This window comes from Photorhabdus luminescens subsp. luminescens, from assembly GCF_001083805.1.
In the GTDB taxonomy this organism is placed as follows: domain Bacteria; phylum Pseudomonadota; class Gammaproteobacteria; order Enterobacterales; family Enterobacteriaceae; genus Photorhabdus; species Photorhabdus luminescens.
Genome location: NZ_JXSK01000004.1, coordinates 45183 through 66329 on the forward strand (window position 1 = coordinate 45183; position 21147 = coordinate 66329).

The window sequence follows — 21147 nt, forward strand, 5'->3', positions numbered from 1 at the left end:
GTCATAAAATATTATTTTTTTAATTTATTTCTCATAAGCTGTAACAGAAATCAAATACAGAACACACTTTTAATTAACAAAATTCCCAGAAAAACGTAAATTATTTCTGCCCATAAATAAAAAATCAGTAAGCAATTAATTACAGTATCTGGGATAACAGAATATATATCTCTTCTGGCTCAGCTCTAATTTATTCTCCTTAACTAAGACTAAAGGCACAACATTAGCTGAATTATCCAGGTTTCCGCACAATAACGCCAAAATGGTACTAACAAGCCTGTTCATAAGAGATATCATTTGCCATGTTACGTACAAATATGAGTGAGGAGCATTTTTATGTATCAAGCATTTCAAGGTAAAACAGCCATTGTTACCGGTGGTGGAACCGGTATAGGACGAGCTATCAGTATTATGCTGGCGAAACAAGGCGCCGCTGTCGCCGTGATCTATTCACAAAGTGAACTTGAAGCTCTGGAAACAACAGAAACCATTATCAAGGATGGAGGGCAAGCTATCACAATAAAAGCGGATGTTGCCGACGAATCGGCTGTGCAGGCAATGATAAACACCGTCGTGGAAAAATTTGGCGGGATCGACTATCTGGTAAATAACGCGGCGACAACCAGACAACTTCAATTTGAAGATCTTGATGCCATATCTAGCGATATTTGGGATACCATTATTGATGTTAATGTGAAAGGCACATTTCATTGTTGCCGGTATGCCGCACCTTATCTTAAAGCAAGAACGGGGAGTGCTATCGTGAATGTCGGTAGTATCGCCGGCGAAACGGGACTGGGTTCTTGTATCCCCTATGCCGCGTCCAAATCAGCGGTTCACGGGCTGACAAAATCCTTAGCTCGGGCGCTGGCTCCATCGGTCAGGGTTAACTGCGTAGCGCCGGGTGCCGTTGAAACAAGATGGTGGAAAGGGAGAGAAGAGAAAATGCATACGCTTTGCACTTATTTGCCCTTAGAAAGAATTTCAACGCCAGAAGATGTTGCAGAAATAACCTTAATGTTGTTAAACGCAGAATCAATGACAGGACAAATCATAACCGTTGACAGTGGTCAAACCTTATAAGCAATTACTCGCTTTCTAACCTGGCTATCACAACAGCAAATTCTCCGACGCCAGGTTAACCGTAATGCTCTACATGCTTATCAATGTCGCGGCGTTTTGGACAATCGATACCAATATCGCCGCATTTATGGAATATACGATACTCATTAAAGTCAAATATCACTCACACATATGTTGATCTCTGCCATAATGCCATTAACAAAAAACGTTATCTGGGAGCATCATTATGGATCACTGTCATACCTCTGGATTGATCTCTTTGCAGCAGGCGTTGGAAAAACTTCTGACTCAAGTTACACCTCTGACTGATACAGAAGCCGTCAGCCTCCTGCAAACATCAGGGCGCATCACGGCAACAAATATTATCTCTCCCATCAATGTGCCCCCTTTTGCTAACTCAGCAATGGATGGTTATGCCGTGCGCTACGCCGACTTAAATGACAATAAACCTCTGCCTCTGGCAGGAAAAGCGCTGGCAGGCACGCCTTTTCAAGGAGAATGGCCGGTTGCAACTTGTATCCGCATTATGACTGGCGCACCCATTCCCACAGATGCTGACACAGTTATTATGCAGGAATACGCAGAAATTACTGATGACGGCATCGTTTTCACTCAACCAGCCAAACAAGGTCAGAATATCCGTCTGGCTGGCGAAGATATGACTAAAGGTGCGGTGGTACTACCGGCAGGTAACAAATTATCCACTGCTCAATTACCCCTGATTGCATCTTTAGGCATCGCCGAAGTTGAAGTGGTTCGCAAATTGAAAGTCGCTATTTTTTCGACAGGTGATGAGTTGCAAGCTATCGGTCACCCACTTAAGGAAGGGCAAATTTATGATACCAACCGTTTTGCCGTTCGACTGATGCTGGAGAAACTGGATTGCGACGTTATTGATTTAGGCGTTATTGCAGACAATCCCCAAGCTTTACGTCATGTTTTCGCACAAGCAGATCAACAAGCTGATTTAGTCATCAGCAGTGGCGGTGTTTCTGTGGGTGAAGCAGACTACACCAAGCAGATACTGGATGAATTAGGCGAAATCTGTTTCTGGAAACTGGCAATTAAACCGGGTAAACCTTTCGCGTTTGGCAAACTAAAAAACGTCTGGTTCTGTGGTCTGCCGGGTAATCCAGTTTCAGCCGTCCTCACTTTCTATCAATTAGTTCAACCTTTAATCGCTCGCCTATCCGGTTTTACGGCATGGCAACCCCCTATGCGTATGCGCGCCAAGGTCATCACGCCATTGAAAAAGACACCGGGAAGAATGGATTTTCAACGGGGTATTGCTTCGGTGAATGAACAAGGTGAACTAGAAGTTTGTACGACGGGGCATCAAGGCTCTCATATATTTAGTTCATTCAGTCAGGGGAACTGCTTCATTGTTCTGGAACGTGAACGTGGGCGGGTAGAAGTTGGTGAAAATGTTGAAATCGAACTGTTCAATCACTTACTGAAAAATGAATAATGACCATTGAACTCACAGACGCAGAAATCCTACGCTACAACCGTCAGATTGTTCTACGCGGGTTTGATTTTGACGGTCAGGAAAAATTGAAATCTTCGATGATTCTGATAGTCGGCGCAGGTGGTTTAGGTTGCGCAGCATCCCAATATTTGACCGCAGCAGGTGTGGGAACAATAACACTACTGGATTTTGATACCGTTTCTCTCTCGAACCTACAACGGCAGATCCTGCATCGGGACGAACGTATCGGCATGGCTAAGGTGCATTCAGCCCAATTGACGCTCCGGGCAATAAATCCACATGTCACGATTAAAACCGTTGACGGATTACTGGAAGATCAGGCGCTAAATGAACTTATCAGCCAGAATGATATTGTCTTAGATTGTACGGATAATGTGGCGATCCGCGAACAACTGAACCGCCTGTGTCTGGTAAGGAAAACGCCTCTGGTTTCCGGCGCAGCTATTCGTATGGAAGGACAACTAACGACATTTACTTATCAGCCAGATGCCCCCTGCTACCGTTGCCTGAGCAGACTGTTTGGTGAAAACCATCTAACATGTGTAGAAACGGGGGTTATGGCGCCATTGGTCGGCACCATCGGTACATTGCAAGCAATGGAAACCATCAAACTCCTTACCGGATACGGTCAAGTTAACAGCGGAAAGGTTTTACTGTTTGATGCAATGACAATGCAATTTCGTGATATTAAATTACTTAAAGATCCTAATTGCGAAGTATGCAACAGTTAATTTTATCCGCTGATAGAAATAATACGCCCCGGTTATTTCAACCAGGGCGATTTTATCTCATAAGATTATTACTCAACAATTCCCTGACTTCTCAGATACTCATCATAAGTACCTTTGAAATCAATAACCTTATCAGATTTAATTTCCATAACTCGACTTGCCAAGGAACTCACAAATTCCCGATCATGAGAAACAAATATCAAAGTACCTTTATACAATTCAAGCGCAAGGTTCAGGGATTCAATGGACTCCATATCCAAGTGGTTTGTTGGTTCATCCATTATTAGGATATTTGGCTGTTGCATCATCAACTTACCAAATAGCATCCGCCCTTTTTCACCACCCGATAATACTTTGACTTTTTTCTTAATGTCATCCTGGCTGAACAACAAACGTCCTAATACGCTCCGAACAGCTTGTTCATCATCCCCTTCTCTCTTCCATTGACTCATCCAGTCAAAAACCGTCAGATCGCAGTCAAAATCATGGGCATGATCCTGAGCATAGTAACCAATGCTGCTATTTTCAGACCATTTAACTGTGCCGCTATTTGGCTCTGCCTCGCCAACCAATGTTTTCAGGAAGGTCGTTTTACCGATACCATTAGCGCCGATAACGGCTATTTTCTCGCCAACTTCCAGCAATAGGTTGAGATTTTTAAACAGAGGGCCATTGTCATAGCCTTTAGTCAAACCTTCCAGCTCCAGAGCATTACGGAATAATTTCTTATCTTGCTCAAAGCGGATATAAGGATTTTGGCGGCTGGATGCTTTAACTTCTTCCAACTGGATTTTATCAATTTGACGAGCACGGGAAGTCGCCTGTTTTGATTTAGAAGCATTAGCGCTAAAACGGCTGACAAAAGATTGTAATTCCGCAATCTGTGCTTTCTTCTTCGCATTATCAGCTAGCAGACGCTCACGGGCTTGAGTGGCGGCAACCATATATTCATCATAATTACCGGGGAACAGACGCAGCTCACCGTAATCAAGATCGGCCATATGAGTACAAACTGTATTCAGGAAATGACGATCATGGGAAATAATGATCATGGTGCTATTTCGTTCATTCAGTATTTGCTCTAACCAACGAATCGTATCAATATCCAGGTTGTTCGTCGGTTCATCCAATAACAGAATATCAGGATTAGAAAACAGTGCTTGAGCCAGCAATACACGCAATTTCCAACCGGGCGCCACTTCGCTCATCAAACCGTAATGCTGTTCTACTGGAATACCAACACCCAGCAACAACTCTCCGGCTCGCGCTTCGGCACTATAACCATCCATCTCGCCATAAGCGACTTCCAGATCCGCAACGCGATAGCCATCCTCTTCACTCATTTCCGCCATCGCATAGATGCGGTCACGCTCCTGCTTTACCTGCCACAGTTCCGTGTGCCCCATAATCACGGTATCCAATACCGTGTACTCTTCAAAAGCAAACTGATCCTGACGCAGTTTACCAATGCGCTCATTGGGATCGATGCTGACATTACCGGCAGTAGGCGTCAGATCGCCACCCAAGATTTTCATAAAAGTGGATTTACCAGAACCATTAGCGCCAATCAGACCATAACGGTTACCGTTGCCAAACTTGACAGAAATGTTTTCAAACAGGGGCTTACTGCCAAATTGCATAGTGATGTTGTTTGTACTTAACACTGCATTCGCTCTTACATTTAGAAACAAAAGGGAAATCGGAAAAATCGATAGCGGCGTATTATGCCACAATAGTGTTAAGAGATCGCTGGAAGTTTTGGGTATTCTTTAAGCTAATGGAGATGCAATATATAGTTATATTGTAGTATGAAACACATAATATAGATCCTGAAAAATAAGTCCCATTCATAGTCAAACGTCCTCAAATTAATATATTGAGTAAATTTCTACTAAGCGGTAATTCTTATACTATTTTATAATTTCTAATAAAATAGATAGCAGAGATTAGCCCTAAACCTCCTGCACCAATAAAAGTAAATGATACGCTGAAATAATGGGCAAACCAAGAACCAACAACTGGGCCAGTTACTAATGCTGTAAGTTGCAGGCTCCGGACACTTGAAGAAATAACTCCTAACATATCTGTTGGAGCTTCTCGTTGGAGGAGAATAGAATATGACATTATTATACAGGAATAACAAAATCCGTTAACAAACCAAATTATGCAAAAAATCACAAGTGAAACCTTTGTGAATAGAATACTTAATATTCCTGCCGTTATTACCGTCACGCTGAAACCTACCAATCCCAGTAACATTAAAGAAACGTTACTGAAGCTACTATTTATTTTCTTATAAATGCTACCACAAAATATTGCACCTATAGCTGTGAAACTTACAATTATGCCAAAAGCACTGGACAAAAGCCCCTTCTCTCTTAGTAAAATAGTTAATATTGAATCATATAGACCAAGGGTCAAAGAAGATATTAATACGACAGAAAAAGCAGAAAAAAACTGTTGGTTTTTCCTAATAATCTTATAAAGGAACTTAAAATCTGGCAATAAGCTACGGTTAGCATTGGGATTACTTTGCCAACCTATTACAGTTGCCAGCCTTAAACATAAAGTTGCTGACATTAACGCAAGTATTGCTGTGAAATAGAAACCATTTTGCGACGAATCAATAATAGCCAATGATGAACCAATAAGTGGAGAAATTATCTTGGTGCATTGATCAACAATAGTGGTTAAAGCAGTAGTATGCACAATTTGCTCATCACTGAGAATTTTTCTAATTATAATTTGCTCAGATGGAATCATTCCTAAATTACTTATACCCTTAAGAAAAACTGCAAGTAAAAAAACATCAGGGTTAGTAGCAGTAGCGAGAATCAAAGATGTAATAAACCGGAAAAAAGAACTTAATAGCAAAATTAATGCCGGAGAATTTCTATCAGCTAGCTGACCTATTAAAGGACCAAGTAATAGGCCAGGGAAACCATATAAAGCTGCTGCTAAACCTAGATCACGGACAGATAAGTTAAACGAAAAACTCAAAACAGTAAAAATAAGAATAAAATCAACCCATGTAGCAACTGAGTTAAAGAAGCGCGAAGTGAAAAATGGTGGATACCCCCTAACTCTAAATAAATTCAACATTCAATATATCCCTTTATTTACTTTTTCATATAAAAACGATCATTTACCACAAAGCCATCAAGATCATTCTCTTTAGCATATTTGTAAACATCACTCGTTCTATTAATAAAACCTGTCCCATTAAAGTTTAATGAAGTATTACATAAAACACCGTAGCCTGACACCTCTTTGAAAGAGGATAATAGTTCATGTATATCCTTATTTTGTAATTTATTAACAGTTTGAGGTCTAGATGAACCATCTACGTGCGTTATAGCTTGTAATCTTCCATCTAGAACCATTGAAAAGAAAAGCATATAAGGACTGGGTTTATTTAGATTAAAGTATAATTTAAAATCTTCTTCCAGACATATAGGCGCTATAGGCCTAAATGATTCACGTTTCTTAATTAAATTAAGCCGTTTAAGCGTTTCTTTTAAAAATGGAGCAGCAAGAATAGAGCGATTACCCAATGCCCTAGGACCTATTTCTGCTTTACCTTTAGCCCAAGCAATTATTTTACCTTCAAAAAGACGACATGCCACTTCATTAAAATTCAGCTTCCTGATAATGAAACCATCTACTCCATCTAAATCATCAATAAATTCTTGACCACTATATACATCCCAATGAATTTTCGCAATTTTAGTAAAGTGGTATTGAGCATCAATTGCAGTTCCGATTGCTGAGCCCACGTCGTTAGTACACGGAGGCACAAACACATCGCTAAAAATTCCACAATTCAACCACTTACTATTCCAGTCACAGTTTAAACCACAACCTCCACTTATCAAAAGTGGAATATGTTCTCTTACAAAGGGTTTTATGGAGTTATAGAAAAACTCAAAAATTTTATCAGAAAAATGACCAGCAAATTGTTTAAAAGCTACACTTTCAACGCCAACATTATAGTATGGAGAGTTTTTAAAGTTATCTTTATAAAGGCTATCTATAGCTGATTCTGGTTTAAGTAATTCATCAATGAGAATTTCATCTTCAATACTTTTTATATTACGATCACTGTAGGCAGCTAAAGCCATCATTTTTCCTGCATCTCCTAACCTAATTTTCCCTTTAGCAAAGTTGAACTTTGGATCAGCAAGTCCATACGCAAAAGCATAACGGATTCCAGGATCTAGAAGCACATTAGCAAGCTTTGTTATTATAATATCCTTATCTATATAATAAAATGAACCGATATGGCCTTCCCATAAAAGAGCGTAACAAGGCTGCCCCTGCTGAAATGGAGACATTCCATAGGCTCCAAGTAAATGAGATCTTTCATGTGAGGAAGTGAAATAATACAAATCAGTACCCAAGAAGCTTATTATATTGGGTTTTGGATATTCTAAACCTAAGTATCCAGCACCAATATTACGACCACGTGGGTCTACTCCAACGGACCACCCACTTAGAGCTATAACATCAGGCTTTTCATTGATACAGGATAATGTTTCAATAAAAAGCTCGGCTGTAACAGGAGAATATCTAAGCCCTGAATCTTTCTCTGCCTCATAAGAGAATGCAAGTGTACTATCTTTCAGATACGAGATATGACCATCATGACCAGGTTTGAACGATATAATCTTCATGATTGAGCCCCCTTATTTATAGTCTTTCTCTTCGCTGTTTCTATAAGATTCAATGCGAAAGGAGATCCTGAACTGGGGCCTGCACCTAAAAAGAATAATACTGATTCTTCAATTTCATCTATCTTCAATAACTTATTTATTTCACGATCCAAGAAATATCCTGTCGGCCATGATCCTAACTGCATCCCTGTTGTAACAAGCTGGAAAGTCTGTGTGAGGCAACCTATATCTAATAAAGCAACTCTATATGCCCTAGAATGAGGATATTTCCACCACATCTTACTAAAACGTGATGTTACAAATACACCAAAGGCGAGGTCCTTGGCAAACATCTGTGCACAAAGTAAACCACCAAGTTTTTCTCCATTTATATCTTCAGTTACCAATGTAAGCTCATGAGTATGAGAACGATAGTGATAAACACCCGGTAATAACCCGTCTACATTTAAAGCAACCAAGTAAGCTTCACTTGCTTGAAGAGAACCGCCAGAAGGAGATGTTCGACAGTAACCTACCGGCAGTAGACCTGCGTTTTCCATATCCTGTCTTTTTGATCCATGAATTGCTCCAAATGTCCAATATAAGGTATTAGAAACTTCAATAAGTGAAACCTTTTCTTCTTTAAACTCTCTACTAGTTTTACGGTTCAGCAAGGCATCAGCCAAAGTAATTTTAGTTAAAAAATCCTTACTTGCTTGCGGTAAAGGCGTTACCTCGCCATCTCGTTTATATTCCATTTCAGGAATGTTTTTTACTATTGATGAACAATAGTCTATATAGCCTTCATAGCTATCATCTTTAGAAAGATCCATGCCGTCTTCTAATACAATTTGTGTTCCTATGTGGAATATCTGAGATAAACAATCCCATCCCCACTTTTTAAAGTCTCTATCATCACTACTAAGGATTCCACTTTCATGTATTTCTTGATCTATCTCTGAATCTGTTAGTTGTTCACCATTAACAATTTCTTTTATTCTTTTTATATGTTTTTCATCTATCTCATATTGAATATGTCTACGGTAATCCCAAAGAATCGTTTTTCCTTCAATAAAGCGTATGAAAAATAAAGGATCATGTTTGTTATTCATATTATCCTCTTCAAATAAATGGGCAATTAGAATTTGATAATTGCCCATTATATTAATATAAATTAAATATTTTCAGTCCTGACGTATATTAATCAGCTTTTCCTACAGTTAGGATATATGCGTCATTTGACTGATAAGATAAAGTTGGTTCAATAGCGATTTTCTTCATTGCTAGTTTCTCCTGATTTTAGGATAAGACTAATTATTAAAGAATAAGCATTAATTGGTACAAACTAATGCTTTAAAAGCATAGATGCTCAAATAAGAATTTACAAATAATTAAATCAAAAAAAATTACAAGCACAATATATCAAAATGTTATTTATTATATTAAATTGAATTTATTAAATAATTTCACAAAATAGCCTATTACATACAAAAAAATGGCTACCCTAGATAATGACTATATTTTACCTTTAACTATTTGTTTTAGAATATAAAATTAGCTTTTTACACCCGGTGTATTACATCTCCACTCACATTCCTTGAGAAAGAGCTCAAAATATTCCTTTAATATGGCATTAGATCTACGCATATGATGTTTGGCCTAGTTCCAAAAATTTTCTATCCCATTGATATGGTTTTGACGATTTTTAGCATCTACAAACTCCATATTATAGTTGTTTTCCTCTGAAATAGCTTTCGTCTATCTTGACCTTCAAACATAGAATTTTCATCGATATAATCAGCACTAAGGACTATTAGGCGATGAAAATAGTAAGCAAAAGTCGTCTTGTTGACACCAATTAACTCTGCCACAGTGCGAACTGTAGCCCCCGCCGCAAAGAGCTCCTGAAAACGTTTTTGCTTGTATTGGCTAATCCGACTTTTTCTCATTTAGATGTCCTAGATTAAATGACTTATCTAGGACAACCCCTTTAATTACATAAAAATAGTTAAAAATATCATTATAGAAAATTAACTTTAATATACTTCTCAATAAATTAAAAAATCCATAAAAAATATTTCAAATCACTCATTAACTGATTTAATAGAAACTCCCCTTTCTCTTCATTTATTCCTATTCAATTAACTTCTTAAAAAAAACCACCCTTTCTGTCTCAACAAACCCAAGAGACAAATGAAGAGCCAGTGATTCTTCATTATTTATATCAGCATCTGATGCCATTTCAGTACATCCATGATCCTTAGCCCAATTTTTAATATGCGCTATAAGTCGGGTTGCTAAACCCTTTCTTCTGAATTCCGGGGAAATATAGATCCCTTCAAGGTAAGCTACCGGAGAGGAATTGCACCCATTGACATATTCAAAACGCAATGAAGCTTCTGCAAAACCGCAAAAATCACCTAAATCCGATTGGATCATAAAAGCAATCTGGTTATCAGAATGCAAAATCGAGGTCATTTCTTCGCAGTGCTCTTCTTTTGATGCCGTGGGCCATAATGAACTCCGCAAATACAACCATTCATCAAAATTATGGCTGTTATTCACGACAATTTGATAGAGATTATTTTCCAACTGAATATACGATGCTTGCTGATATTGATTATCCATTTTTGACTCAGACATTTTTTCTTATTTAACTTATATCATACTGCAAATTTATTCACTAAAACAGACTCAAAACTTTAGGAGCAACCCTAATACCCTGGGCGCTCCTCCAACTCAAAGGCTTGCTTGTAGCACTTAATTATCAGGGCCGACGCGGACGACCAACTTGCCGAAATTGTGACCTTGTAACAGGCCAATAAACGCTTCTGGAGCATTTTCCAAACCTGATACCACCTCTTCGCGATATTTTATCCTGCCTTCATCCAGCCATGTGGACATATCATGTAAAAACTCGCCAAAACGCCGAGCATAATGATCCAAAATAATGAATCCCTCTATCCGAATTCGTTTCCGCAGTAATTGATCCATCAACAAAAACAAACGATCTGGCCCTTCCGGGAGGCTAGTGGCGTTGTAGTGAGACACCATCCCGCAAAGTGGAATGCGAGCAAAATCATTCAATAACGGTAAAACAGCGTCAAATATCTTGCCGCCCACATTTTCAAAATAAATATCGATCCCCTTCGGGCAAACCTTGGACAACTGATCCGCAAAGTCTGGAGCATGGTGGTCAAGACAAACATCGAATCCCAATACATCAACAGCATGACGGCACTTTTCCGTACCACCTGCTACGCCAACAACATAACAACCTTTGAGCTTGCCGATCTGACCAACCGTCGCGCCAACCGGCCCCGTTGCCGCAGCGACAACCAACGTTTCACCGGCCTTAGGTTGGCCGATATCCAACAATCCCAGATAGGCTGTAAAACCGGGCATCCCCAATACGCCTAATCTATAGGATGGGTGAACCGGTGATTGTCCTAAGTTCATCAAGCCACGACCATCGGAAATGGCATAATCCTGCCAACCACTATATGCAAGTACCCAATCACCAACTTGATATCTCGAATGATTTGAAGACACTACCCGACTCACTGTTGCGCCAACCATAACGCTATCAAGCTCCACCGGCGGCTCATAAGATGGTTTATCACTCATTCGTCCACGCATGTAAGGATCTAGCGAAAGAAAAACGCTGCGTAACAGTAGCTCTTTCTCCTTTATTTCAGGGATAGGTTGCTGTTCCAGACGAAAATCGGTCAATGTCGGGGAACCATGCGGACGTGAAGCCAGGACGATCCGGCGATTTGTTTGTTGTGTTTGAAACATTCATCTTCTCCTTCAACATTAAAGTCAGTGTCATTGGGATACCTAAAAAGTAGACCAGTCGTCTAACCATTAGATATAAAAAAACACTGATGAATAGTGACTTCCAACAGTGTTTTTATTCGCTATGCATTCAATAATCGCTTGGTGGTAGCCATAGCACTTTGTAACGGTGCGCTATTCTGGGTGATCTTCGCCACCAGACTCGCTCCTAACCAAATCTGATATAGCGCCTCAGCCAGCGGGAAAGCTTCCTCAACAGCACAATCCAATCCACCCTCATGGACAATGTTTTCCACTACAGAGGCAAGACGCATAATGATATTCTTTGTCCCATCCTCCAACACCAGACGCATCGCTACGGATAGATCACTCACCTCAGCACCGAGCTTAACTACCAAACACTTTTGCCCACCGACAGTGCCGTCTTCTCCCAACGGCTCCAACCAGCCTTGCCAGTACTGCATTAAGTTCTCTTTCGCTGTCCATTCCTTACGCGCCATAATGTTATCCATCCTTTCAAGATGGTGGGTAAAGTAATCTTCAAGCATAGCGGCGCCAAATGCATCTTTCGACGCAAAATAGTGGTAAAACGAGCCTTTCGGCACTTCTGCCGCTTTTAAAATTTCATTAAGTCCGACGGCTGAAAAGCCTTTACATCCAATAACTTGTTGAGCAATATCAAGGATGTGCTGACGGATATCTTGGGGATTTTTATTCGTTTGCATAGATACAACTTATACCAAATTAGACCAGTCGTCTACAATTTAAAATAAAAGTTTTCAGCCGGCAATAAGGGTTAGGAAATTCTCCGCTAATACCATTTGCTACCCGTTTCCTACTGATTTATAGCGTTGTTCTGAAGCACAGATTAATTTGATGCAGAGTGTGCCCTCAAATCAAACACGAAGAAAAAAATTAAGAAAAATCAATAATGCCACACCGCAAATAAACATATTAACAACCAATGACATTACGTTGATAACAGTTTTATTTTTCTATGATATTTTCACCAAGGATGTAATAGTCCCTATAGTGAATATAATATTAGCTCATTATCAAAATATCTGTTAATCAATAAATCAGTAAACTTCTTAGCAATAAGAAAGACTTATCAAATTAGTACGTTTATAGCTATTCAAGATAAATACAATCTGTTACTCAGTTATACTCATTCAATATTACAATACATTAACATTTCATGAATATAATGATGAATTAATGTTCAAAATAATAAAATTATTATTAAATCGTCATAGACCTAGTGGTCTATTTTTATTTGCCATTATAGTTGTTTTATATATTATTTATTAAAAACATAGACATATTTTATCATTTACATCTACGTTTTTAAGTACAAAAATATAATTAACCGGTTGTTATTTTATAATAAAACACAAAGAGTAAAAAAATTGACTTTTATCTGAGAGAAAAGGTATCTTAAAAAACATCGAGACAAAATAAAGCTTTTTATCTACACCATTTAATAGATAGTTTGTTTTTAATTCTAATCTTTTAGAAGGATAAAATTATTAAAAACGATAATAAAATGGTGACAGTAATAAGTAAAAAGACTCAGATATAAAAATTTAATTTCAGGAAACATGAAGAAAGGGAATTCTAATAAGAAGTAAAAATAAGCTATCAAATATAGCTAAGAAAGTTGGTTCCATCCCAAGTTATTTTATATAACCATAACAGGTTGAATTAAAATCTTGGAATTTATTCATTATACTTTTAAAATCAATTATAAGAGGTAATATTATGTCAGAGATCGAAGCAATTTCTTTAAAAGCGCCAATTAGCGTTATTGCAAAAGTAACTAACAAATCAATATATAAACTTAAACTTATTCAGGATTCTATCCGTCTGGATCAAGGTGAGTGGACCACTCTTCCTCCTCAAGTAATTAATAGAAGCAATGATAACACGCCTGGAAAAGCGATTTGGAGAAGTGATTCAAACAGCCTGTTAGGTGGTGTTTCAGGACGTTGTACCTATGTATTTGTAGATAACAAAGGCGAAATTTATAGTATCTATATTACATGGAACAATCCTTTGATTGGCAGCAGCAGCTACTCAATCTCAACCGATTATTTAGGTGATGATTTACACTTGTCCTATACAGCAGATGGCGGTAACAACCCAATAGTAGAATACATGATTGTAAGCTAATATTTAACCATTAATATTAACAACCATTCCTGTAGTAAAATATTTAAATAAATATTTATGCGACAGGAATGGTTTATTTATAGAGAGACAATCTCTTTCCGATCTTAATCAATTATGAATTCTTACTTATTCTTATCATAATAACACCCTTTTTTTATTATAAGTCTACTTTTAATATGTTTTTACCGACGGCGCCCGATAAGTATCAAAACGATCGAGTAAGATGGCAGGATCTTGCTCAATTATTGCCATATGACGATATTTTTCATGCAAGAATTGTTCATCAGCCATTTTATTAATCATAGCAATTAGCGGATCATAAAAGTTATTAATATTAAGAATACCGCAAGGTTTCGTATGTAACCCAATCTGACTCCAGGTAAATACCTCGCTAAACTCTTCCAACGTGCCAAAACCGCCAGGTAAAGCAACAAAACCATCAGCTAATTCAATCATCTTATTTTTACGCTGATGCATCGTTTCAACAACGTATAATTCAGTCAGATTTTTATGTGATATTTCCCGTGCTTCCAATAATGTTGGAATAACACCAATCACTCTCCCGCCCTCTGCCAAAACCGTATTAGCAACAGTTCCCATAATACCCACACTGGCGCCGCCATAAATAAGCGTAAGATTACGTTTAACCAATTCTTTTGCGAAGATAATGACACTTTCTTTATAGATTTCAGATATACCCAGACTTGAACCACAATAAACAGCAATACTTTTCATTATCTCATCTCCTGCCACTTTATCTTCACATGAAAACTAGAATTATACGTTAGTATCACCATCATACAACTCACTTATACCCGTTACCTTTCAAGTTGCCTCTTTGTTGGCTGCACTCACTCACCCCGGTCACATAGTTTTCTATGCTCCCGGGGATTCGCTCCCTTGCCGTCGCGATGCATCTTGAAATCCATAGGGTATATAAAGCTGATATCAAGAAAAACAAAATCAGAATGGTTTTTTCATATTCAATATATTAGCATTAATCATAACTTATACTTAATTATTATGATATAAAATCAAGTATTAACCAGATTGTATTAAATTCCTTCATCACTTATAATCCCTAAATTATCAACATATTAAAATATAATGTAAATTTATATTAGAATTATATTCCAATAATGAAGTTTAATTTTATTATAACCATATAATATGGTCTGATAAATGAAAAATATTTCGCTAAAATTATATTCTCTAAACCTATTGAGTTATCTACGTTTCACTGCGAAAATTATCAGTCACATCACTTGATTTTAATTGAGGTTTTGCCCGGATGTCTTCTTCCAAGCTCCAAAAGAGTACCTTTCCATTAATACCTGTAATACTGTTACTGCTTGCCATGACATCAATTCAGAGCGGCGCTTCTCTTGCCAAAACACTATTTCCGGTCATCGGCGCACCGGGCGTTACCGCACTGCGCCTGGGTATTGGAACTATCATTCTGTTTATTATTTTTAAACCCTGGCGCCTGCGTTTTAGCCGAAAATCAATCATGCCGCTGCTTACATATGGTATTGCTCTTGGCGCAATGAATTACACATTTTACATGGCGCTGACAACTATTCCTTTAGGCATTGCCGTGGCTCTTGAATTCACTGGTCCACTGGCTGTAGCTATGTTCTCATCGCGCCGGCCAATAGATTTTCTTTGGGTGGCATTGGTTATCGCCGGCTTAGCTTTCCTGCTACCCATTGGCAATAATAATATTGATAGTTTAGATCCCATAGGGATTATTTACGCACTTAGCGCGGGTGTTTGCTGGGCACTGTATATTATTTTCGGCCAACGCGCTGGTGCAGGTTATGGAGCAGCAACTGTATCTATTGGTTCATTTATCGCTGCTATGATATTTTTCCCTGTCGGTTTGATACAAACAGGGCCGGAACTATTATTTGATATATCTATTCTCCCTCTGGCGCTGGCAATTGCCATTCTGTCTACTGCATTCCCATATACACTGGAAATGATCGCTCTGACTCGTTTACCGGCACAAACATTTGGTACTCTGATGAGCCTTGAACCCGCACTAGGTGCGCTATCCGGTATTGTGTTTCTGAATGAACATTTAACTATGACTCAATGGCTAGCGCTGTTCTGTATTATTTTCGCCTCTATCGGTTCTACATCAACGATAAAAGGAAAACCTAAAATCACCTCAGTCGATTAATCATTTCATTTAATCGAGATAAAAAGAAAACCGGAGTAATAAAATTATTCTCCGGTTTTTTATCAATAAAAAATCATCATTCATGATTAAATGCCTTACATAAATCCACCTAATAAATTATTATATTTTTCAATATTATCCTAAAAATTTCATGGTAAATATTTTCCTATAAAAATGAACTATTGATTTAATAGGGATAAGCTATATGATTTAAATCTGATATCGAGTTACATTCATCTCATCAATAAAAAATCTATTATTCACACCTTCAACACCAAGAGAAAATTATTATGGAAACAGCTAAATTAGTCAAATCAGGGATATCCACACTACTTTATACGCGTAATGATATCGATGATGATATTAAACAGGAAACAATTGAAATTCTGAACCATATGGTGATCCAATTTATTGATCTTTCGCTACTTACCAAACAAGCACATTGGAACATGCGCGGCAGAAATTTCATTTCCATCCATGAAATGCTGGATACCTTTCGCGCCACAATTACTGAACATACAGATACTTTTGCCGAAAGAGTCGTACAACTTGGAGGAATAGCTCTCGGCATCGTACAAGAAGTTAATAGACACACTGTACTGAAAAGCTACCCAACAAATATCCATGACGTGCAGGATCATCTAAAAGCATTAGCCGACCGTTATGCTGTTGTCGCTAATGATATTCGTAAAGCGATGGATGAAGTTGAGGATGAAAACACCGCAGATATGTTAACCGCCGCCTCCCGTGATCTCGACAAATTCTTATGGTTTATTGAAGCAAGCGTTGAGCAGTAAAATATAAAGAGCCGTCATATTAAGAGCTCTAAGACTTACAGGCTCCTGTTAACAACGGGGGCCTGTTTATATTGGCCTTTCATTATCCAATACTCCAATGCGGCAAAACATCATAAAAAACCCTCTACATGGACAAATTCCACTATATTCTTTAAAAATCAGCACAAATTGTCTATAATCCACACTTATTTTCAGAAATAACTTGAGGAAATAATAAAATGGATAACGAAGTAAAAGACAGTAATGGCACCGTACTTAATGATGGCGATTCTGTACAGGTCATCAAAGATTTAAAAGTAAAAGGCACATCAGCAACGTTAAAGCGCGGCACTTTGATTAAAAATATCCGTCTTACTCATCGTGAAGATGAAGTCGAATGTAACACAGATAAAATCAGAGGATTAGTATTGAAAACCTGTTTTCTGAAAAAAGTAGGATAAATCGCCTTTTTTATTAATTATATTTACCAAATTAGCCGCCCCTATAAAGAGGGTGGCATTTTTTGCTAAGAGTGAAAATAAATTCCGATTTTGGGTAGATTTATTCTTGGGTTCTGTCAATTATTACCTTCATAGCCTAGTTATCATAAACCATACAGAATCGCCTTGCTTCCGCTAGATGTGAGTTTCAGTTATCTTTTTTATATTGCCAATTTCCGCCTCTGAAATAACCTCCGGCTGTTCAATAGGAAAAACGGGCAGCGCCTGCAATAATCTTGGGCCATACCTTTTGCTCAGTAAACGCCTGTCATAAATCACCACATCACCATAACATTCATGACTACGGATAAGTCTTCCTACTTGCTGAATAAGGCTAAAAGAAGCACTTGGTAAACTCTGCACTTCAAACGGATAACGCTTAAGTGATTTCAACCACTCGCTTTCAGTAATAATGACTGGATTATTCACTGGCGGAAATGAGATTTTTTGAATGTGAACTTGGGACAGATAATCCCCCTTTAAATCCAACCCTTCCGCAAAAGATTGCAATCCGACCAATACGCTACACTGCCCTTCATTAATACGCTGACAATGAGTTTCCACTAACCGATAACGTGGCTGATCCCCCTGCACCAGTAACATCAGGCGTAAATCTGTCACATAAGAGAGAAAGATATCCATTGCCCTCTGGCTGCTGAACAAAATCAACATACCTTTATGTTGCTGCCTCAGCAATTGAGCCCTGAAATAACACGCCATCTCTTGCAAATGAGCGGCTTCATTGTGAAGTGTCGGTTCCAACGACATTTTGGGAATAATCAGTTTGCCCTGTCGCATATGATCAAAAGGCGATGACAATGTAACGAAACGATCGCCTGCTTTTTCAGTTAACCCAGTCAACTCCTGAATACGGGAAAAACTATTCAAGGAACGCAGTGTTGCCGATGTCACGACTACATGAGGAATACTACGCCAAAGCAGTTGATTAAGCTGTTCGCTGACTCTGATACCGGAACAATGGAAGTAGAGATGCGATTGATTTTTCTCATAACGGCGCTTAAACCATTTTGATACCGGCGCCCCAGATGACTGTTCCAGCGCTGCTAAACGCCACAACTTAGCCATATTTTCAAAATATCCCAGTGTGCGACTGGTCTGCAAAATAGACCGATGCAATCTGACAATATCCTGTTTAGCCGTTCGCTCAGTCAAATCATTCAGTATCGCTTCTGCCAACCCCCGTAAACCGTCGGTCAGTTTAAATAGCTGCTGGCAGCAAAGTAGCAAGTTATCCGGTAACTTACCCATCTCGAACAGATACTCATCTACTTCATTCTTTTCAGGTAACAGCGCCTGAGTAATAATAGCGAGTTCTTTAAAGCACTCCCGTAACTTTTCACTGTGTTCATTCAGGCGACTGGCATTAGCTAAGCGTGGTGGCTTTGCCGGATGGAATTGCACCAGATATTGCTCAACATGACGAACAAACGTATCTAATTGACCATTAAGTTGAAACAGGGTGATTTCCCCCTCAACTTCCAGAGAATCCCTGGCAACATCCGGTATATGGTGTCCTTCGTCGAGTACCAATAGCAAATTTTTAGCATCAGGGAGTACCGATTCACTCTCCAATGCCGCCATCACTAACGCATGGTTAGCAATCACCACATCTACATTTTCGATCTCACGGCGAGCAATAAAAAATGGGCAACGATGATAATACTGACAGTTACGCCCCAGACAATTTGCTTTATCCGTACTCACTTTCCCCCACAAAGCATCAGACAAAGCCAATTTATGGTGATCACGCACTCCATCCCAGGCAAAAGTTGTGTAGTCACTACGCAACTGACGACACAACTCCTTCTCTTCGCTATTAGCAAGCTCTGTTTTGTCTTCAACCAAAAACATCAGATCGATCTGCTCGCTATCGGTTGCACAGATAGCTTCAAGATTGCGTGGGCAGACATAACGACCACGACCAAAAACACCGGCAAATTTCAGATCGGGAATAATTTTACGCAGCAGTGGCAGGTCTTTACTGTAAATCTGATCTTGTAAAGCGACATTCGCCGTACTTACGACCAATGGCTTACTTTCCGCCCTACTGATAGCAATGCCAGGTAGCAGGTAAGAAAGGGTTTTACCGATGCCGGTTGGCGCCTCAATAACCAAATGGCGCCCTTCTTGATCCGCAAGCGTTTTTGCAACTTCGGCAATCATCTGTCGCTGAGGAGCACGGGAAATAAAACCATTAATATGTTGAGGTAATGCTTTATACCACTGACTTATCTGATTTTTTATTGAATTAGAAAGTGCCATTGAATTCTCTGCCATACAACCGGGGCGCTATTGTCCCACAGAGCAGAAATGAAATCAGCTTCATGTCGAGGCGACAATCAACCAACTCGCTAATTTAATACACATTCATTAAATTGGTGAACACCTTGCCAGCTATTCAGAACGCTATATACTTCCTATTTTCTACAACACCTGAGAACAATAATGAAAAAGTTCCCTATCATTTTCATCGCTATCTTTGCATTTGGTTCAATTGGCGGCGTATTCTTGGCGGGTCTTAATATGTATACCCGCTCGACCACACCGATAGAATCACCAATTAGTCAACAGCAAGAGACCACCACAGCGCCGATACAACAACAATAACAGGCCGTGACACTCATTTTATCTTTGTATCCAATTCATCTTCGTGTCAAGTGAGGAACCCCCATGAATAACGCATACTTTGTCACTCCACAATGGCTAAAAGATCATCTTGATGATGAGAATCTCGTCATCCTTGATGCAACTGCCCCACCACCACCTCAACAAATTGATTGCCATAAACTTTGGCTGGATACCCACATCCCCGGCGCCCAATTTTTTGATTTAGACAAAGTTGCCAATCATCAAAGTGGATTGCCTCATATGCTGCCCGATCCACAAACTTTCAGTCAGGCTGTTGGCGCAATGGGCATCAGCGAAAATCATTTAGTCGTGATTTATGACCAAGGCAATATGTTCTCTGCCCCTCGCGCATGGTGGACATTTAAAATATTCGGTAGTCATAACGTCCGTATCCTTGATGGCGGTTTACAAGGCTGGCAACAAGCAGGATTTTCGACAGAATCCGGTGAAGTACAACGCAATCCTCAGATCTTTAATGCCGATTTAGATGCTGACAAAGTGAAATCCCTGGAACACATTCTGGATTCGCTCAATGATCCACAAACCCAAATTGTCGATGCCAGAGCAACAGACCGTTTTCAAGCTAAAGCCCCTGAACCACGTCCCGGATTAAGAATGGGCCATATTCCCGGTAGTAAAAACGTTCCGTGGAACATGTTAGTAGAAAATGGTCACTTTAAATCGGCAAGCGAAATTACAAATATTTTCCATAAACAAGATGTCGATTTAAACAAACCAGTTATTGCCAGTTGTGGTTCAGGTATGACCGCTGCTGTTTTGGTACTGGGTTTGGATATCATCGGCAAGCAAGATGTTTATTTATATGATGGCTCATGGGCTGAATGGGGAGCAGATGATGCTTTGCCGCTTGAAAAATAATTAAATGCCATAGGGCATATTTATTCTATGCCCTTTAATTATTCAATATAAACAAATAGATATATTCACAGAAAATCAAACAGTCTCCCAAAAAAATAACTTCCATATTGTTATATTTCACCATCCTATTTATTAATTTCATTTTACACTTATCAGTTAATATTATTTTTTGTCAATCAGAGTTACACAAAATAATGAAACAAATATATTTATAAATTTAAATATTATTATTA

Annotated in this window: 18 protein-coding genes and 2 pseudogenes; 9 read left to right on the forward strand and 11 right to left on the reverse strand. The window is 38.8% G+C overall.

The window, feature by feature from the left end; all coding sequences use genetic code 11:
* Positions 1-336: 336 nt before the first annotated feature.
* The 3 genes from TI10_RS11260 (at position 337) to moeB (ending at position 3303) form a co-directional block, all read left to right on the forward strand.
* Positions 337-1083, forward strand: coding sequence for an SDR family NAD(P)-dependent oxidoreductase (locus TI10_RS11260; RefSeq protein WP_049583453.1), 747 nt, complete (start codon positions 337-339; stop codon positions 1081-1083).
* Between the two features lie 226 nt (positions 1084-1309).
* Positions 1310-2551 (forward strand): molybdopterin molybdotransferase MoeA, encoded by a 1242-nt coding sequence (moeA, locus tag TI10_RS11265; protein WP_049583454.1) that lies wholly within the window; start codon positions 1310-1312, stop codon positions 2549-2551.
* A complete protein-coding gene (gene moeB / locus TI10_RS11270) occupies positions 2551-3303 on the forward strand; it encodes a molybdopterin-synthase adenylyltransferase MoeB (protein ID WP_049583455.1) in 753 nt (250 codons plus the stop codon). The genes moeA and moeB overlap by 1 nt, the downstream gene beginning before the upstream one ends.
* Positions 3304-3371: 68 nt before the next feature.
* Here moeB and TI10_RS11275 read toward each other — a convergent pair whose 3' ends face one another.
* From TI10_RS11275 to TI10_RS11310, 9 genes and pseudogenes are all read right to left on the reverse strand, one after another.
* Entirely contained in the window at positions 3372-4967 is a 1596-nt protein-coding gene (locus TI10_RS11275) for an ABC-F family ATPase (protein WP_049583457.1), read from the reverse strand.
* Between the two features lie 241 nt (positions 4968-5208).
* On the reverse strand, positions 5209-6405 hold the full coding sequence (locus tag TI10_RS11280) for an MFS transporter (RefSeq protein WP_049583458.1): 1197 nt from the start codon (positions 6403-6405) through the stop codon (positions 5209-5211).
* A 17-nt stretch (positions 6406-6422) separates the two neighbouring features.
* A complete protein-coding gene (locus TI10_RS11285) occupies positions 6423-7976 on the reverse strand; it encodes a carbamoyltransferase C-terminal domain-containing protein (protein ID WP_049583459.1) in 1554 nt (517 codons plus the stop codon).
* Positions 7973-9067: a SagB/ThcOx family dehydrogenase gene (locus TI10_RS11290; RefSeq protein ID WP_049583460.1), complete on the reverse strand. Its 1095-nt coding sequence runs from the start codon at positions 9065-9067 to the stop codon at positions 7973-7975. Before TI10_RS11290 ends, TI10_RS11285 begins: the two co-directional genes overlap by 4 nt.
* A 442-nt stretch (positions 9068-9509) precedes the next feature.
* Positions 9510-9656: pseudogene (locus TI10_RS25950) on the reverse strand (IS1595 family transposase); the annotation flags it as partial.
* A 104-nt stretch (positions 9657-9760) separates the two neighbouring features.
* Positions 9761-9904: pseudogene (locus TI10_RS26640) on the reverse strand (IS1595 family transposase); the annotation flags it as partial.
* A 184-nt stretch (positions 9905-10088) separates the two neighbouring features.
* On the reverse strand, positions 10089-10583 hold the full coding sequence (gene aac(6'), locus TI10_RS11300; protein ID WP_080985048.1) for an aminoglycoside 6'-N-acetyltransferase: 495 nt from the start codon (positions 10581-10583) through the stop codon (positions 10089-10091).
* 132 nt (positions 10584-10715) lie between these two features.
* Positions 10716-11753 (reverse strand): NADP-dependent oxidoreductase, encoded by a 1038-nt coding sequence (locus TI10_RS11305; RefSeq protein WP_049583461.1) that lies wholly within the window; start codon positions 11751-11753, stop codon positions 10716-10718.
* 122 nt (positions 11754-11875) lie between these two features.
* The gene (locus TI10_RS11310; RefSeq protein WP_049583462.1) at positions 11876-12478 is read right to left on the reverse strand and encodes a TetR/AcrR family transcriptional regulator; all 603 of its coding nucleotides are present in this window, start codon (positions 12476-12478) and stop codon (positions 11876-11878) included.
* 1036 nt (positions 12479-13514) lie between these two features.
* Between TI10_RS11310 and TI10_RS11315 the strand changes: the two genes are divergently transcribed.
* Positions 13515-13925, forward strand: coding sequence for a hypothetical protein (locus tag TI10_RS11315; RefSeq protein WP_049583463.1), 411 nt, complete (start codon positions 13515-13517; stop codon positions 13923-13925).
* Between the two features lie 171 nt (positions 13926-14096).
* Here the strand turns inward: TI10_RS11315 and TI10_RS11320 are convergent, their stop codons facing one another.
* Positions 14097-14660: an LOG family protein gene (locus TI10_RS11320; RefSeq protein WP_049583464.1), complete on the reverse strand. Its 564-nt coding sequence runs from the start codon at positions 14658-14660 to the stop codon at positions 14097-14099.
* A 556-nt stretch (positions 14661-15216) separates the two neighbouring features.
* Here TI10_RS11320 and rhtA point away from each other — a divergent pair.
* The 3 genes from rhtA to TI10_RS11335 all read left to right on the forward strand — a co-directional run bounded on the left by rhtA (position 15217) and on the right by TI10_RS11335 (position 17347).
* Positions 15217-16110, forward strand: coding sequence for a threonine/homoserine exporter RhtA (gene rhtA / locus TI10_RS11325; RefSeq protein WP_049583465.1), 894 nt, complete (start codon positions 15217-15219; stop codon positions 16108-16110).
* Positions 16111-16400: 290 nt separating this feature from the next.
* A complete protein-coding gene (gene dps / locus TI10_RS11330) occupies positions 16401-16907 on the forward strand; it encodes a DNA starvation/stationary phase protection protein Dps (protein WP_049583466.1) in 507 nt (168 codons plus the stop codon).
* A gap of 218 nt (positions 16908-17125) precedes the next feature.
* Positions 17126-17347, forward strand: a complete 222-nt coding sequence (locus TI10_RS11335) for an alkylphosphonate utilization protein (RefSeq protein WP_049583467.1) — start codon at positions 17126-17128, stop codon at positions 17345-17347.
* Between the two features lie 174 nt (positions 17348-17521).
* Here the strand turns inward: TI10_RS11335 and dinG are convergent, their stop codons facing one another.
* On the reverse strand, positions 17522-19669 hold the full coding sequence (dinG, locus tag TI10_RS11340; protein WP_049583468.1) for an ATP-dependent DNA helicase DinG: 2148 nt from the start codon (positions 19667-19669) through the stop codon (positions 17522-17524).
* A gap of 183 nt (positions 19670-19852) precedes the next feature.
* Between dinG and TI10_RS25625 the strand changes: the two genes are divergently transcribed.
* Positions 19853-20014, forward strand: coding sequence for a hypothetical protein (locus tag TI10_RS25625; protein WP_167337841.1), 162 nt, complete (start codon positions 19853-19855; stop codon positions 20012-20014).
* A gap of 63 nt (positions 20015-20077) precedes the next feature.
* A complete protein-coding gene (gene sseA, locus TI10_RS11345; protein WP_049583469.1) occupies positions 20078-20914 on the forward strand; it encodes a 3-mercaptopyruvate sulfurtransferase in 837 nt (278 codons plus the stop codon).
* Positions 20915-21147: the final 233 nt, after the last annotated feature.